Annotated in this window: 16 protein-coding genes; 9 read left to right on the forward strand and 7 right to left on the reverse strand. The window is 72.6% G+C overall.

Annotated elements, in window-relative coordinates:
- The first annotated feature begins 176 nt into the window (after positions 1-176).
- The 3 genes from ACZ63J_RS01160 to ACZ63J_RS01170 all read left to right on the forward strand — a co-directional run bounded on the left by ACZ63J_RS01160 (position 177) and on the right by ACZ63J_RS01170 (position 3,249).
- Positions 177-1,769, forward strand: coding sequence for an alkaline phosphatase family protein (locus ACZ63J_RS01160; RefSeq protein WP_465400696.1), 1,593 nt, complete (start codon positions 177-179; stop codon positions 1,767-1,769).
- A gap of 109 nt (positions 1,770-1,878) precedes the next feature.
- Complete coding sequence (locus tag ACZ63J_RS01165) at positions 1,879-2,313, forward strand: DUF1707 SHOCT-like domain-containing protein (protein WP_465400505.1); 435 nt, start codon at positions 1,879-1,881, stop codon at positions 2,311-2,313.
- 105 nt (positions 2,314-2,418) lie between these two features.
- Positions 2,419-3,249: an undecaprenyl-diphosphate phosphatase gene (locus ACZ63J_RS01170; protein ID WP_465400504.1), complete on the forward strand. Its 831-nt coding sequence runs from the start codon at positions 2,419-2,421 to the stop codon at positions 3,247-3,249.
- Here the strand turns inward: ACZ63J_RS01170 and ACZ63J_RS01175 are convergent.
- Positions 3,239-4,444 (reverse strand): alpha/beta hydrolase, encoded by a 1,206-nt coding sequence (locus ACZ63J_RS01175; RefSeq protein WP_465400503.1) that lies wholly within the window; start codon positions 4,442-4,444, stop codon positions 3,239-3,241. The genes ACZ63J_RS01170 and ACZ63J_RS01175 overlap by 11 nt on opposite strands.
- Positions 4,445-4,545: 101 nt before the next feature.
- On the opposite strand from ACZ63J_RS01175, the gene ACZ63J_RS01180 reads away from it, so the two are divergent.
- On the forward strand, positions 4,546-4,830 hold the full coding sequence (locus tag ACZ63J_RS01180) for a PadR family transcriptional regulator (RefSeq protein ID WP_465400502.1): 285 nt from the start codon (positions 4,546-4,548) through the stop codon (positions 4,828-4,830).
- Entirely contained in the window at positions 4,827-5,579 is a 753-nt protein-coding gene (locus ACZ63J_RS01185; RefSeq protein WP_465400501.1) for a hypothetical protein, read from the forward strand. Before ACZ63J_RS01180 ends, ACZ63J_RS01185 begins: the two co-directional genes overlap by 4 nt.
- 24 nt (positions 5,580-5,603) lie before the next feature.
- Here ACZ63J_RS01185 and ACZ63J_RS01190 read toward each other — a convergent pair whose 3' ends face one another.
- From ACZ63J_RS01190 to ACZ63J_RS01205, 4 genes are read right to left on the reverse strand one after another with little or no spacing between them, the layout of a single operon-like run.
- Entirely contained in the window at positions 5,604-8,243 is a 2,640-nt protein-coding gene (locus tag ACZ63J_RS01190; RefSeq protein WP_465400500.1) for an ABC transporter permease, read from the reverse strand.
- A complete protein-coding gene (locus ACZ63J_RS01195) occupies positions 8,240-8,920 on the reverse strand; it encodes an ABC transporter ATP-binding protein (RefSeq protein ID WP_465400499.1) in 681 nt (226 codons plus the stop codon). The genes ACZ63J_RS01190 and ACZ63J_RS01195 overlap by 4 nt, the downstream gene beginning before the upstream one ends.
- Positions 8,917-9,600: an ABC transporter ATP-binding protein gene (locus tag ACZ63J_RS01200; protein ID WP_465400498.1), complete on the reverse strand. Its 684-nt coding sequence runs from the start codon at positions 9,598-9,600 to the stop codon at positions 8,917-8,919. Before ACZ63J_RS01200 ends, ACZ63J_RS01195 begins: the two co-directional genes overlap by 4 nt.
- A complete protein-coding gene (locus ACZ63J_RS01205; protein ID WP_465400497.1) occupies positions 9,600-10,223 on the reverse strand; it encodes a hypothetical protein in 624 nt (207 codons plus the stop codon). The genes ACZ63J_RS01200 and ACZ63J_RS01205 overlap by 1 nt, the downstream gene beginning before the upstream one ends.
- 210 nt (positions 10,224-10,433) lie before the next feature.
- Between ACZ63J_RS01205 and ACZ63J_RS01210 the strand changes: the two genes are divergently transcribed.
- From ACZ63J_RS01210 to ACZ63J_RS01225, 4 genes are all read left to right on the forward strand, one after another.
- Positions 10,434-11,372: an ABC transporter ATP-binding protein gene (locus tag ACZ63J_RS01210; RefSeq protein ID WP_465400496.1), complete on the forward strand. Its 939-nt coding sequence runs from the start codon at positions 10,434-10,436 to the stop codon at positions 11,370-11,372.
- The gene (locus tag ACZ63J_RS01215; RefSeq protein ID WP_465400495.1) at positions 11,369-12,202 is read left to right on the forward strand and encodes an ABC transporter permease; all 834 of its coding nucleotides are present in this window, start codon (positions 11,369-11,371) and stop codon (positions 12,200-12,202) included. The genes ACZ63J_RS01210 and ACZ63J_RS01215 overlap by 4 nt, the downstream gene beginning before the upstream one ends.
- Before the next feature lie 67 nt (positions 12,203-12,269).
- Positions 12,270-13,565, forward strand: a complete 1,296-nt coding sequence (locus tag ACZ63J_RS01220) for a sensor histidine kinase (RefSeq protein WP_465400494.1) — start codon at positions 12,270-12,272, stop codon at positions 13,563-13,565.
- Positions 13,562-14,233, forward strand: coding sequence for a response regulator (locus tag ACZ63J_RS01225; protein ID WP_465313330.1), 672 nt, complete (start codon positions 13,562-13,564; stop codon positions 14,231-14,233). Before ACZ63J_RS01220 ends, ACZ63J_RS01225 begins: the two co-directional genes overlap by 4 nt.
- 1 nt (position 14,234) lies before the next feature.
- On the opposite strand, the gene ACZ63J_RS01230 is transcribed toward ACZ63J_RS01225, so the two are convergent.
- Positions 14,235-14,708: an SRPBCC family protein gene (locus ACZ63J_RS01230; RefSeq protein ID WP_465400493.1), complete on the reverse strand. Its 474-nt coding sequence runs from the start codon at positions 14,706-14,708 to the stop codon at positions 14,235-14,237.
- Between the two features lie 61 nt (positions 14,709-14,769).
- Positions 14,770-15,636: an IniB N-terminal domain-containing protein gene (locus ACZ63J_RS01235; RefSeq protein WP_465400492.1), complete on the reverse strand. Its 867-nt coding sequence runs from the start codon at positions 15,634-15,636 to the stop codon at positions 14,770-14,772.
- Between the last annotated feature and the right edge of the window lie 148 nt (positions 15,637-15,784).

Raw genomic sequence — 15,784 nt, forward strand, 5'->3', positions numbered from 1 at the left:
CGTGTCCGCCAGTATGTCCACTGTGGACAATCAAGACCGGCAGTTCACCTGCTGTTCGAGCGGAAGCCTCCTTTTGGCCGGTTCGGTGGCGTGGGATTCCGAACGCCCGTCCGGGCGTCACCGAGGAGGAAACCTTGCCCCCGAAACGAGTTCGCGCCACCGTCGTGCTCGCCGCGATGGCACTGCTGCCGGTCGCGGCGCCCGTCGCTTCAGCCGCGGCCGAGCACGGTAGCTCCCGCCATGTCCTGCTCATCTCCGTGGACGGCCTGCACCAGGCCGACCTCACCGCCTACGCGGCCCAGCACCCGGGCTCCGCGATGGCGGGCCTGCTGGCCCGGGGGACCGCCTACCGCGACGCGCTCACCCCGGTGCCGTCGGACTCGTTCCCGGGGCTGATCGGGCAGCTCACCGGGGGCACCCCGGCGTCCACCGGCATCTACTACGACGCCACCTACAACCACGGCCTGCTGCCGGCGGGCACGACCTTGTGCGCCGGCGTGAAGCCCGGTGCGCAGGTCGACCTCACCGAAAACCTCGACCGCGACCAGACGCGCCTGGACGCCGGGCAAGGGCTCGGCGGGCTGCCGGGCTCGATACTGGGCATGACCGGAACCCCGCAGACACTGCTGAACCCGGCACTGCTGCCGGTCGATCCGCGGACCTGCCGCCCGGTGCAGCCGCACCAGTACCTGAAGGTCAACACCGTTTTCGAGGTCGCCCGCCAGGCCGGTCTGCGGACCGCGTGGTCGGACAAGCACCCGGCCTACGAGATCCTCAACGGCCCGTCCGGCACCGGCGTGCAGGACCTGTTCACCCCGGAGATCAACAGCACCGGTCCGGCCGGCAGCGGGGACTGGACCACCGACAACGCCGCCACCCGGCAGTACGACGGCTACAAGGCGCAGGCCGTCCTCAACGAGATCGACGGCTACGACCACAGCCGCGCGCACCGCGTCGGCACTCCCGCGGTGTTCGGGCTGAACTTCCAGTCCGTGTCGACCGCCCAGAAGCTGCCGGCCTCGGGTGGCGAGCCCGGCGGCTACCTGCCCGGCGGGGTCCGCCCGGGGCCGGTGCTGGCCGCCGCCCTCGACTTCGTCGACGCGCGGATCGGCGCGTTCGTCGCGGAACTGCGCCGCACACACCTCGACCGTTCGACGACGGTCATCCTCTCGGCCAAGCACGGCCAGTCGCCGACCGATCCGAATGCGCTGACCCGCGTCGACGACGCCAAACTGCTGGCCGGACTCGACGCCGCTTGGCAGGCCGCCCATCCCGGCGCGGGCGCCCTGGTCGCCCACTCGACCGACGACGACGCGATGCTCCTCTGGCTGACCGACCGGTCTGCCGCCGCCACCGGCTTCGCGAAGCAGTATCTGCTGGCACAGAACGGAACCGGCACCGACCGCACCGGAGCGGCCAAGACGTTCACCCGGTCCGGGCTCCAGCGGGTGTACGCGGGCGCGGACGCCGCGCACTACTTCGACGTTCGCGCCGGCGACAGCCGGGTGCCGGACCTGTTCGGCGTTGTGCAATACGGCGTCGTCTACACCGGCGGCACCAAGAAGATCGCCGAGCACGGTGGGGTCGCGCCGGACGACCGCGCGGTGCCGCTCGTGGTGAGCGGCCCCGAAACCGAAGCGCGCACGGTCGCCGCGCCCGTCGTCACGACCCAGATCGCGCCGACCATCCTGCGGCTGCTCGGCCTGCGGCCGCAGGCGTTGCAGGCTGTTCGCGAGGAGGGAACGCGGGTGCTGCCCGGCCTCGGCTGAAGGCCGCGCCGCGGCGGTTTTCTTGCTGGACGTTAACCCCGTCCTTGCCGGGGCCGAACGCGGAAGCGGATAGCGTGACGGCACAAGCCCGGCAGCCGACAGGACCACCATGACCGATCCCGAGGGGGCTCCGAACACGATCCGCTGCTCGGACCGCGAGCGCGAAGACACCAGGCAGCACCTGGCCGAAGCGGCGGGTGAGGGCCGCCTCACCGTCGACGAAGCCGAAGAGCGGCTGACGCGGGTCGCCGCGGCCCGCTTCCGGCACGAGCTCGACGAGGTCACCGCCGATCTTCCCGGACGTTCCCACCCGGCTTCCCGGACTGCCGGGTGGTCTCCGGTTCTCGCCTCGGCGAAACGTCAGCTGGGCGCCGACCTCGGCGTGCTGCTCGGCCGAGGCGCCGAGGTCACGGGCGGCCGACGCCGGGTGGCGGTGGCGCTGGCCGTGCTCGCGGCGGTCCTGGTCCTCGCGGCGCTGTTCGTGGCCGCGCTCCACGGCTTCGGCGACGACGGGTTCGAGCACCACGGCATCGACCGCGGCTGAAGATCGCACAACCCACCTCCCGACTTGGCAGGCACCCCCCGGGGCATCCCCCCTCCCCACCCCGGGGTGCCTGCCAACCTTTTGTGAAGGACCAGCTTCTTGAGCATGATCGACCTCGGACAGTCCGTGATCCTCGGTGTGGTGGAAGGGCTGACCGAGTTCCTGCCGGTCTCGTCCACCGGGCACCTGAAGATCGCCGAAGGACTGATGGGCATTCCCGTCGACGACCGGTCCGTCGTCGGGTTCACCGCGGTGATCCAGGTCGGGGCCATCGCCGCCGTCCTGGTCTACTTCTTCAAGGACATCGTTCGGATCGCCGGAGCGTGGGGCCGTGGCCTCGCGCACCGCGAAGCCCGGCAGGCGTTCGACTACAAGTTCGCCTGGTGGGTCATCTTTGCGACCCTGCCGATCGTCGCGGCCGGACTGCTGTTCCAGTCACTGGTCAAGGGACCGCTGGCCTCGCTGTGGGTCGTCGCCGCGTCGTTGATCGCCGGGAGCGCGATCATGGCGGCGGCGGATCGCTTCGGCTCCGGCAAGCGCACCGAGGCCGACAGCACGCTGTCCGACGCGATGCTCGTCGGCTCCTCGCAGATCCTGGCCTTGTTGTTCCCCGGGTTCTCGCGGTCGGGCGCGACCATCTCGACGGGTCTGCTCCGCGGCCTCGACCGGGTCGCGGCCACGCGGCTGTCGTTCTTCCTGTCGATCCCGGCGCTGACCGGCGCGGGACTGTACGAACTGAAGGACGCCCTCGGCGGCGGTCTCGACGTCGTGCCGCTGCTCGTCGGGACCGTGGTGTCCTTCGTCGTGGCGTACGGGGCGATCGCCTGGCTGCTGAAGTTCGTTGCCGCACATACGTTCACGGCCTTTGTCGTGTACCGGCTCGTCGTCGGGGTAGCCCTGCTCGGCCTGCTCGCCGGTGGCGTCCTCAACGCGTGACCTCGGGGTAGGGCGACCGGCCGGTGAGCAGGGGTTCCTCGCGGCCACGGGTCGCACGGTCGGCGAACGCGCGGAGGTAGGCATCGGTGATGTCCAGTCCTCGGGTGCCGTCGATCGGTCCGAGCGCGACCAGCAGCTCGGCGGGTGCGGCGAGGTAGTACGCGCCGTAGTCGGTGAAGTTGAAGTGCTCGCAGCCGGAGACGCGGAACCGCCAGGCCGGTCCGGTCGAGGCCGTCAGCAGTGACGTCGCGGTGTTCTGATCGGCTTGGTCCGCGGCGGTGGCGGGCCGGCACGTGCCCGTCACACAGGAGCTCTCACCGCCGATGATCATCAGCGGCCGGTCGAGTCCGGAGTGGACGACGTCGCCGTACTGGGTTCCGTCCAGGTCCGCGGCGCCGGCGCAGTGCGGGTCGCGGTGGCAGGCCTGCAGGGCCGCGGCGCCGCCGAAGGAATGACCTATGTAGACAGTGCGCGCGGTGTCCGTGTGCCCGGCGAGCTTCGGTTCGGTCGTGACCCGGGTGGCGGCGAAGCGGGCGTCGTCGGCCCACACGTCGACCAGCCGGTCGCCCGCTGCCTGGGCCGCGCCCTCGTGGAGGTTCTCCGCGTTGGCCGCGGCCGGGTTGCCCGCGCCGGTCGCCGTGACGGGCATCCCTTGCAGGACGGTCAGGTTCGCGCTGTCGGTCGGGGTGACGCCGACGACCACGTAGCCGTTCGAGGCCAGGTTCTCGGCGAGCGTGGTGTACTGGGGCGCGGCGAAGCCGAGACCGGGCTCGAGGACGACGACCGGGAACCGCCCGGCCGCGACGGGGGCGTCGGCGATCGCGTGGACGCGCACCCGGTCGAAGCCGGTTTCGGTCCAGGCCGCCGCTCCGCCGAAGTGCAGCCCGGCCCAGGCGCCGGGTGTGTAGGCGGCCGGAGCGCCGCGCGCGTCCGGGGTTGCGGGGTACCAGAGCCAAGCCGACAGCGCCCGCGGTATCCCGGGCCGCGGCGCGAGCGGATCGGTGCGGGCGTGGTCGGTCCACTCGGTGATCGCGCGCCCGACGGGAGCGGGGCCGGTCGGGGCGGGCAAGGAGATCGGCTGGGTCGCCCGCACCGCCGCGTACCCGACGTAGCCGCCGGCGGCCACGAGCAGCGTGAGGACCACGACGAGCGAGATGCGCAGGATCCGGTGCCGGCGCGGGGCAGGTTCGGTCACCGGGCAACAGTACACGGCGCGTACTACGTGATGCGTACTACACGTCGGGTACAGTGACGCTGCCCGAGGGGAAGGTGACCATGCACAGCAAGGACGCTCAGATGCTCGTCTTGACGGCGCTGGCCGCGGAGCCGATGCACGGCTACGCGATCAACACCGCCATCGAAGCGCTGACCGGCGCGCGGCTGGGCCCCGGCAGCCTCTACGGAGCGCTCGCACGGCTGGAAGCGCGCCTGCTGATCGAGCCGTCCGGCGACCAGCCCGAGCCACGGCAGCGCACGCTCCGGATCACCGCGGCCGGGCGCGAGACCCTGCGCTCGGAGCTCGAACAGATGAGCCGGGTCGCGCAGGCGGGCTTGCGTGCTCTCGGGAGCGCGCCGGCGTGAGTGTGCCCGAAGCGCTGGTGAGGCTCTACCCGCCGGAGATGCGCCGGCGGTGGGGACCCGAGATCGTCCACGAGGTCCGGCTGGCCGGACCTCGCGCCTGGTTCGACACGGCGCTCGGAGCCGTGAAGAGCTGGTTGAGGCCCGGCGACTGGCCGGAGCCGGTTCCCGGGCACACGAGCCGCTCGGTGCTCTCGGCGCTGGCCGTGGTGCTCACGGCTTCAGTGCTGGTGGTGCGTGCGTTCGGGCCGATTCAGCCTGGTGTGCAGGCGAATCCGATCGTCACCGGTGGCTGGCTCGCCCCGATCGTCGTCGGGACGATCTTGTCGTCGCCGCTTCCCGGCACGCGCTGGAGTGCGCTGTTCAGGGTGATCGCCCGCACGGGTGCGAGTCCCGCGCTGGCCGTCGTGGCCTTGGTGTGGCTCGCCCACTCCGCCTTCGCCGAGGACGCGCGAGGCGCGGTCCACGTCCTGCTGGCCGGGTACTACTGGGCGACGGTCGTGTTCGTCGGCCATCGTGTGTGCCTGCTCGTGCGGCGGCTGGGCCGGGTCGCCGTCGTGCCGAGCCGGCGGCGGCTGCGGGGCGCAGTGCTCTGCAGCGGGGCCGGACTGGCGGTCGCGGCCGTGGTGGCCGGGTTCGGCAGCGGGGCCCGCCCGGAGCTGCTCGTGGTGTCCGCCGTGCTCGGGATGTTCGCGAGCGCGCTGGTCGTCGCCGGCCGGGACCTGGGGCCTGGTGGCCGGTCGACGCGGTGAGCAGGACAGGTCCGGTATTGCCGCTCACAGGTCCCGAAGCTCCTCTACCGCGGGCCGCGTGGACGCACGGGCACTGGTCAACGCCGCGACGACCAGCGCCGCCGCGACGGCCACCACCGTCACCGCGAGGTACGTCCACGGCACGGCGACCGAGTCCGGCGGTGGGTCGAACACTCCCGTCAGGACCTTGACGAGCATCCGGGACAGCCCCCACGCGATGAGGCCGCCACCCAGCAGGCCGCCGGTGAGCACGACCAGCCCCTCGCCCAGCACGAGGCCGCGCAGCTGACGTCGCCTGGCGCCCAGCACCGCCATGATCGCCAGGCTGCGCCGGCGTTCGGCCAGCCCGACCGCCAGCACGATGCCGCCGGCGCCCGCCGCGATCAGCACGGCGAACGTGAGCTCGAGCCGGGTCAAACCCCGCAGGTTGACCGAGGTCAGGCTCGAGCCGACCTGGGCGCGGGTCTGCGTGAGGTCGGTGACGGTCGCGTCGGTGCCGACCCGCGCGCGCAGCGCCTCGGCGACTCCCGGCTGGCCGCTTCCCCCGGTGTCGACGAGGAACGCGCCGACCGCGTCGGAACCGGTGACCTGGGTGACGTACGCGGCGTTGGCAACGAAGAAGCTGTCCTTGGGCGCGGTCGGGAACTCCTTGACGATTCCGCTGTAGTGGAAGGGCACGGTCCGCAGCTCCTTGGTGCGGGAGTCCTGGATCCGCAGGTTGAGCGGATCACCGGGGGAGAGCTGGAAGTCCTTGACCGTCTCGGCGCTGACGAGGATCGAGTCGGGCCGGCGGGCCAGCGTCGCCAGCAGGTCCGCGGCGGTCCCGCCCTGGAAGTAGCCGTCCTGCAGCGCGGTGACCTGCCGGATGGTGTCGGGCCGGATCCCGTACAGGTCCTGGAGATCCGCACCGACGTAGGCGAACCGGTGCTGGACGGGCTCGACGTGCCGCACGCCGCCGACGTCCGACAGGCTGCGGCCCGCGGCGGGGGAGACCTGGGCGGCGGGTGGTTCGGTGACGGTGACGTCGGCGCCGTTGGTGAGCTGGGCGTCGGCTTCGGCCTGCTGCTGGTAGGTGCTGTTGAACACCGCCGTCGACGCCGCGAACGACAACGCGAGCGCGAGCAGGACGATCGCCCGGGCCAAGGGCCGGCGTTGCCGGGCCAGGCCCGCCGCACCCGGCAGGGCCAGCCGGCCCGACAGCGGTCGCAGGAGCCGGCCGAGCGGGCCCCGTCCGTGCTTGAGCGCGAGCGTGGTCAGCCGCCACAGCAACGCCGCGGCGCCCAGCCACAGGAAGGCCGGACCGAGGAACGCCCAGTAGGACACCGAAATGGTCGCGACTCCTTCCGGCGCCAGCACGAGCGAGTAGTCGTTGCCGCTCGAAGCCCAGAACACGACGAGCGCGGCGGCGATGAGCAGCACGTCGATCCCGGCCTTGGCCCACCACGGCGAGCGATGCGCGCCGATCACCTGCCGCCCCTGGGCGACCGTCCGGCTCCGCAGCCCGACGACGGCGGGCACCAGCACCGTGACGGTGGTGATCACGAGCCCGGCCGCGAACGCGATCGCGTACCAGGCCACACTCCGGCCTTCCGGTGCCGCGCCGAAGGCGAGCCGGCCGGCCAGATCCGCGACGACCAGCCCGGCGACCCCGCCGACGACAGCGACGAACGCCGCCTCGCTGGCCGCGATGGCGAGCACCGTCCGCCGGGTGTGGCCGCGCGTCCGGAGCAGGGCCTGCTCGGCCCGGCGCCGATCACCGCCGGCCTCGACGAGCGCGCTGGTCAGCAGCGCGGCGAGCACCACGCCCGGCAGGCCGAGGAAGAGGAACAACATCTGGGCGTACGCCGCGTCGCTGCGTGCTGCGTCGAGAGCCGCGCCGACGTTGTTGCCGACCAGCGCCGCGCCCGAGACCTGGGCTTCGAAGTTGTGCGCGGCGGCGACCTCGGCCTGGAATGCGGTCGCCGGATCGTGCGCGGCGGGTGCGTCCCGCCGGACGTGGAACTGGGTGACCGGGACGGGCGCGCCGGCCTCGCCCGTGAGGCCGGCGAACGTGGCCTCGGGAAGCAGCAGCACGTTGTCCGGCGGCGCGCTGGGCTGGGACTGCGGTGGTGCCCCGACTTTCTGGAAGAGCGAATCGGCCTGCGGGAGATCGGCGACACCGCCGATGGTGACCGGCCGCGATGCGGTGCTGCCGAGCCCGACCAGGACCTGGTCGCCCGGGCGGACGTGGAGGTTCGACGCCGTCTGCTGGGTGATGAGGACGCCGTCGGGCGAGCCGGCCAGCAGCCGGACCTGGCCGGGGAACGCGTCCGCGTAGCCGGGCGGAATCCCCAGCACCACGCCGGGTCCGGTCGTCTGCGTGGTGCCGTCTGCCGTGGCGCGCAACCCGGTGGTCGGCACGACGTGGACGGTGCGGATCCCGGTTGTTCCCGGCGTTTCCTGCAGCCGTTGCAGCACGACGTGGGCATCGCCGCCGGGCTGGACCTCGACCTGCCAGTCCACCGCGACCGAGCGCAGGGCCCGGGCCGTCATGGTGGCCTGTGCGGACGCGAGGAACGAGCCCAGCGCGGCGGTCAGGGCGACGGCAAGCGCGATTCCGGCCGCCGTGGCCAGCAGGCGTCCGGCCCGCCGCCGCAGCAGCCCGCCCAGCCAGAGCGTGATCATGACGGCACCGCCCGCGGAGTAGTGGTGTGCAGCCGGCCTTCGTGCATGGTCCAGCGCGTTTCGAGCCGGTCGATCACGGCTTCGTCGTGGGTGGTCACGACGAGGGCGGCGGCCAGGCGGTCGGCGACGGTCAGCACCGCGTCCATCAGCCGCCGGCCCGCGGCCCGGTCCAGCTGTCCGGTGGGCTCGTCGGCCAGCAGGAGCCGCGGCCGCTGGGCGAGCACCCGGGCGACCGCCACGCGCTGCGCCTGGCCGCCCGAGATCTCTTCGGGCAGCTTGGCCGCGAGGTCGTCGATGCCGAGCAGGGCAAGCGCTTCGGACACACGCCGGCCCCGTTCGGGTTCGTCGACACCGGCGATGACGAGCGGGAGCGCGGCGTTCTCGTGGACGTCCAGGGCCGGGATCAGGCTGGGGCTCTGGAACACGACTCCGACATGCCGGGGGAGGTCCGCGGCCTCACCGAGCGCGGGCCAGCGGACGGTGCCGCTGGTCGGCGTCTCCAGCCCGGCCAGCAGGTGCAGCAAGGTCGACTTCCCGGAGCCGGACGGCCCGGCGATGGCGACGCGGGCTCCGGCGTCGACGCGGCAGCTGGATCCGTGCACGGCGACGACCGCCGACGGGCCGGCGCCGAACGTCCGGGCGACCTCGTCGCAGACGACGAACGGTTCGGTGCTCACGCGGCCACCACCCCGTCCTGGATGGTGAGCACCCGGTCCGCGATGGCCACGACTTCGGCGCTGTGGGTCACGATCAGCAGCCCGGCGCCCTGGCTGGCGCGAACGCGGAGCAGGTCGAGGATCTCCCGTTCGGTGTGCCCGTCGAGCTCGCCGGTGGGCTCGTCGGCCAGCAGCACGGACGGCTCGTTCGCCAGTGCGACGGCCAGGCCCGCGCGGGCCAGCTCACCGCCGGACAGCTGCGCGGGTGTCGCTCGCGCGCGAGGGCCGAGACCGACCTGGTCCAGCAGTTCGGCGACCGACGGCCGGAAACCGGTGTGCCGCCAGGCCCGGCGAGCCAGCTGCACGTTGCCCCGGACATCGAGGTGGGGAAGCAGGTTGCGGGACTGCGTCAGCACGCCGATCCGGTGGGCGCGGATCTTCGCGCGCACGGCTTCGGGGCGGTGGCTGAGGCGTTCACCGCCGACTTCGACGCTGCCGCCCGCGGGTTCGTCGAGGCCGGCCAGGCAGGCGAGCAGCGTCGACTTCCCGGAGCCGGAAGGGCCGACCACGGCGACGGTTTCGCCGCGTGCGACGGTCAGCGAAACACCGCGCAGGGCCAGGGTTTCGTCGTCGCCGGCGCGGAAGAACCGGTACAGGTCCCGGGCCCGCAGCGCCGGGGTCGACCAGTCGTGGGTGTCCATCACGACCACTGCAGGGAGTCGGTGACGATCTTCCAGGGATCGACGTTGTCGGCGTTCGCCGGCCCCGACAGGGTCAGGTCGACCCGCAGCCCCGCCCGGAAGAAGCTGTAGCGCTCGAACGCGTCGCGCACCACCTTGCCCGTGACCGGGTTCGGCGCGGAGTCACCCTGGTAGGTGAGCAGGATTCCCGGCCCCGCCGCCCGGGTCACGGTCGAGACCTGGCCCATGGCGAAGTTCGGGGTCTTCCCCTTCAGCGCCGCGACGTCGGTGGTGGAGACCGACGCCGTCGTCGGTGCCGCGCCGACGTGGGACGCCGTCACCTGCACCTGGTTGAGCTTGTCGGTGAAGGTGGTCGTGGCGCCCTGGGGCGAGGAGGCCCAGCCTTCCGGGATCTTGACGGTGAAACCGCCGCCGGGTGGGGCGAACGGCACGTAGGCCTGGTTGTCGGGGATGTCCCCGGCGGGTTTGGTCTCGGTTTCCGCCGCCCCGCTCGCCGAGGTGCCGCCGGAGACCGGGCCGGCCGAGGTCGGAGCCGGTCCCGGTGACGCGGTGCTGCCGCACGCGGCGAGCGCCGCCGTGAGGAGCGTTGCCAAGACGAGCCGGACCGGCGTGGCTGTGGACATGGGTTCTCCCTGCGCTGCCATCTCCCGCACGCTAGGACCCGGCGCGGAAGCGGACTGCTGGCGCGAGGTTCGAGAACGGCAAAGTGGTACCGCGGTACCACGCGCCGCGCCGGATTCCCGCCCTCGGTACGACGTTCCGGCGCGGTTCCGTTCCTACCGTGGGGGACGAACGGGCCGGGGTGACCGGACCGCGGATCCAGGGGATGAGCGATGATCGAAGCACACCAGCTGACCAAGCGGTACGGGGAGAAGACGGCGGTCGACCACCTGGACTTCACCGTCCGGCCGGGCACCGTCACCGGGTTCCTCGGGCCCAACGGCGCGGGCAAGTCCACCACCATGCGGATGATCGTCGGGCTGGACGCGCCGACCAGCGGGTCGGTCACGGTCAACGGCCGCCGCTACGCCGAGCACACCTCGCCGCTGCAGGAGGTCGGGGTCCTGCTCGAGGCGAAGTCCGTCCACAGTGGACGCTCGGCGTTCGACCACCTGCTCGCGCAGGCCCAGACCCACGGCATCCCGCGGCGGCGGGTCGACGAGGTGATCGAGCTGACCGGGCTGCAGTCGGTGGCCAAGAAGCGCGCGGGAAGCTTCTCCCTCGGCATGGGCCAGCGGCTGGGGATCGCCGCCGCGCTGCTCGGCGACCCGGCCACGATCATGCTCGACGAGCCGGTCAACGGCCTGGACCCCGAGGGTGTCCTCTGGATCCGCAACCTGCTCAGCGGGCTCGCCGCCGACGGCCGCACGGTGTTCGTCTCCTCGCACCTGATGAGCGAGATGGCGCTGGTCGCGGAACACCTCATCGTCGTCGGCCGCGGCCGCCTGCTCGCCGACACCACCGTGCACGACCTCGTCCGCGACGCAGGCGGCGACACCGTCCACGTCGCCACCGCGGACCCTGCACGCCTGCGTGAGGTCCTCGCCGGTCCCGGCGTCGAGATCGCCGGCCGCACGGGCTCCGAAGAGCTGCAGGTGAAGGGCCTCTCCGCCCGCGCCATCGGCACCACGGCCGCCGAGCACGGCATCGCCCTGTTCGAGCTGTCCGCCCGGACCGTCTCCCTCGAGGAGGCCTTCATGGACCTGACCCGCGACGCCGTCGAGTACCACGGCGTCACCACCGGCATCGACGCGCTCGGGAGGGCGGCATGAGCACCTTGACCCCGGAAGCCCCCGCCCGCGCCGTCCGCCCGGTCTACCGGGTGACCGGTCGGCACGTCCTGCGCTCGGAGTGGACGAAGCTGTGGTCCCTGCGCTCCACCTGGATCACCCTGGGCCTCGGCCTGGTGTTCCTGGTCGCGTTCGGGCTGATCTCGGCCGCGCGGTACCAGTCGAACATCGGCTCCGGCGAGCGGCTGGACCCGGACTTCGCGCACGCGACCGCCCTGAGCCTGTCGCTGTTCGGCACGAACTTCGCGCAGCTCGCGCTGGGTGTGCTCGGCGTGCTCGTGACCGCCGGCGAGTACTCGACCGGCATGATCCGCTCGACGCTGACCGGGGTCCCGCGCCGGCTGCCGGTGCTGTGGTCCAAGTCGGCCGTGTTCGGGCTGGTCGCGCTGCTCGTCGGCACGGTCGGCGCGTTTGTCGCCTTCGTCTTCGGCAACGCCATCGTGGCCGGGACGCCCGCGGCGATGTCGCTGTCGGACGCGGGCGTCGTGCGCAGCCTGCTGGGGACCGGGCTCTACCTGGGCCTGGTCGGCGTGATCGGGGTCGCGCTCGGCGCGCTGCTGCGCTCGGTCGCCGGCGGCATCTCGGTCCTCGTCGGCGCGCTCATGCTGATCCCGGGCCTGATCTCGCTGCTGCCGGCGTCGTGGCAGGGCGACATCAGCCCGTACCTGCCCAGCAACGCGGGGCAGGCGATGTTCGCCCTGACCCACGACGCCACGACGCTCTCGCCGGTGGCCGGGCTGCTGGTCTTCGCCGGCTGGACGGTCCTCGCGCTCGGCGGCGCCGCCTACCGGCTCGCGCGATCCGACGCCTGACCCCCGCCGCCGGCGCGGCCCTGGTGCCGCGCCGGCGGTTTTCCGCGACGATGAGCAGGTGACGCCCGTGCCCGACGACCTCCCCGCCGCGGTGCTGCCGTGGACCGGATCGCCGCTGGTCGCCCGGCTGACCGGGTACGGCCAGCGGCTGCGGCAGGCCGACCGGCGCCACCCGTGGGTGCTGGACCTGGCGGTGATCGCCGGGCTGTTCCTGCTGTTCTGCGTGCCGGACCTGGTCCCGCACGACGAAGGGCGCGGTCCCGAGGAGCTGCGGCTCACCTTCGCCCACCTGCCGGCGGCCGGCACCCTCGCCCTGCAGGCCGGGCTGCTGCTGCCGCTGCTCTGGCGGCGCCGGGCGCCGGTGGTCGCGCTGGGCCTGGTCGCGGCCGCGTTTGTCGTCCAGTGGTCGCTCGGGGTGTTTCTGCGCGCCGACGTCGCCCTGCTCGTCGCGCTCTACAGCGTCACCCTGCACGGCCGGCTGCGGCACCTGCCGTGGGCGTGTGCCGGCGTGGTCACGCTCCTGTTGCCGGTGGCTGCCCGGGTATCGCGCGCGGTGTCGTTCTGGGAGGCCCTGTTCTTCCTGCTCACCGCGGTCACCGCGGCCGTCGCGCTCGGGCTGGCCGTCCGGATCCGCCGGGCCCAGCTGGCGAGCCTGCGCGACCGCGCGCGGCAGCTGGAGATCGAGCGGGACCAGCGCAGCAGGCTGGCCGCCGCCACCGAACGCACCCGCATGGCCCGCGAGATGCACGACATCATCGGCCACAACCTGTCGGTCATCATCACGCTGGCCGACGGCGGCGCGTACGCGGCCGACGTCACCCCCGAACGCAGCAAGCAGGCACTCGAGCTGGTCGGCGACGCGGGCCGCCAGGCACTGGGGGAACTGCGGCGCATGCTGGGCGTCCTGCGGGAGAAGGCGGACGCCCCGGAGCTGAACCCCCAGCCGGGGATCGGCGACCTCGACGCGCTCTGCACGCGGATCCGCGCGGCCGGACCGGAGATCTTTCTCCGGTCCGCCGGCGAGCCGGCCACGCTCGACCGCGGCGTGCAGCTGATGACCTACCGGATCGTCCAGGAGGCGCTCACCAACGCGCTCAAGCACGCCGGGCCGCGCACCCGGATCGACGTCTCGGTCGCCGCCGAGGGGCGCGTCCTGCGCATCGGCGTCCAGGACACCGGCCCGCCCGACGGCCCCAAGCGGGCCGAGCCACCCGAGGAAGGGCACGGGATCGCCGGGATGCGCGAACGCGCGGCCCTTTACGGCGGCAGCGTCACCGTCGGATCCACTCCCGGCGGCGGGTGGGCCGTGCAAGCCGTCCTGGATCTGACCCCGATCGCCGTCTCGCCCGGGGGTGCGCCGTGACGACCGTCCTCATCGTCGACGACCAGCCGTTGCAACGGTTCGGCTTCCGGATGCTGCTCGACGCGACGCCGGACACCGAAGTCGTCGGCGAGGCCGCCCACGGAGCCGAAGCGGTGCGCCGGACGGCGGAACTCCGTCCCGACGTCGTCCTCATGGACATCCGCATGCCGGGCATGGACGGCATCGAAGCCACCCGGCAGATCCTCGCCGCCGGTGGCCGGTCCCGCGTGCTCGTCCTGACGACCTTCGACCTGGACGAGTACGCCTACGCCGCCCTGCGCGCCGGAGCGAGCGGGTTCCTCCTCAAGGACGCCCATCCCGAAGAGCTGCTGGCCGGCATCAGGGCGGTCGCGGGCGGTGACGCCGTGATCGCCCCGGCGCTGACCCGGCGGCTCCTCGACACCTACGCCCAGCGGCTCCCGGCCGACAGCGCCGGCCCGCCCGAGGATCCGCGGTGGCTGTCGCTGACCGAACGCGAACAGGAGATCCTGGTCGCGATCGGCAACGGGTGGACCAACGGGGAGATCGCCGAGCGCTTGGTGCTGTCGGAGTCCACGGTCAAGACCCACGTCGGCCGGGTGCTGGCGAAGCTGGGGGCCCGGGACCGGGTCCAGGCGGTGATCTTCGCCTACGACCTCGGCCTGACCCGGCCGAACCCGCGGAGCTGAGCTACCTCGTGCCGGATTCGACGGTCCGGGCGAGGATGCCGAGCGTGGCCCGGAGCGCGGCTTCGGGGATGACCGGGAAGATGTCCTTCTCGCGGTAGCGCTGGTCGATCTCGCTCCAGTCGTAGTACGACGTGAGCAGGGTGCCCGCGCCGTCGGCTTCGAGCCGGTAGCCGTAGAGGTGCTTGATCGGGGGCTGGATGGTTCCGGAGATCGTCCATTCGATCAGGGCGTCCTGCTCGAAGCGGGTGATGATCACCGTGACGTCGTACTTGCCCATCGGGAAGTCGTTGAGGGCTTCGCGGTCCATGTGGACGACGAACTCGTCGCCGGCCGCCCGGACCGGTTCGCCGTCGGCGGACTGGAGCATGCCCGAGCTGTCGATCGCGACGTGGCCCCGGGGATCACAAAGCACCCCGAAGATCTTCGACGGGGTCGCCGCGATCCGGCGCTGCACTTCGAACCGTTCAGTAACCATGGTCTTCAGCATGCCTCAGCGGACGGTGGGCCTCCCGGCGAACCGGGAGGCCCACGCCGGATCAGTGGGGGAGGTGCACGTCGTTGCCGGAGCCGATGGACAGGTGGCTCAGGTCGGCGCCGATGTTGCCGCTGAGGGCGCCTTCGCCGATGTTGCCGACGACGTCGTGGACGTCGGAGACACCACTGGTGTGCGAGGCGATGTCGCCGACGTGGCTGGTGACGTCGCCGAGGGTGCCGTTGTGCGAGATGTCGCCGAGGTGCGTGGTCACACCGGTCGCGTGGCTCGCGATGTCGCCGACGCCGTGCGCGGTGACGTCGCCGATCGTGTGCTCGAGGCCGGTGCCCACGCCCAGCGAACCGGTGAGGTCGCCGATCGTCGAGCCGACACCCTGGGCGCCGTCGACGCCCGAGGTGACGCCGGAGACGTGCTCCAGGCCGGACGTGAGGTCGAGGGCGCCGGTGGTGTCGCCACCGGTGACGTCGCCGACCGCGCCGGTGACCGCGGTGACCGGGTCGAGCTGGCCGCCACCGACGTGATCGATGCCGCTGGTGAGGTCGCCCGCCGCGCTGAACGGGTCGGTGATGTTCTGGGTGAGGGCGGTCATCCCGCTGACCGCGCCGAGCACGTTGTTCTCGGAGGTGGCGTCGCCGAGCGCGAGGTTCTGGGTGAGGGCCTGGAGCTGCTCGATGGCGCCGGCCTGGCCGGTGGTGATCGAGTCGAGGTTCAGGCCGTTCTCGCCGCCCAGGTTGCCGACGTGGGCGAAGTCGAGCACGAGCGGGAGGATGTCGTGCAGGTCGGCGCCGGAGATGTCGCCGAGGCCCGCGTCGTTCAGCGTCTGCTGCGGGTCGCTGCCGAAGGCGCCGCGGGCGGACGGGTCGTTGAGCAGGTTGAGCGTGAATTCGTACAGCGACTGCGCCGGGTTCATGGATCAGGCTCTCTGGTGGGGGACGTCGGCGATCACCGACCTCCCCGACGTTAGGGCGGTCGCGGCCGGGCGACATCGGGGTTGACGCCTAGCCACGATCTTGGTCATCCCTGAGGGGGAAGCATCACCCGTTAGGGGATCGACCCCG

The organism is Amycolatopsis sp. NPDC104863, assembly GCF_055582965.1.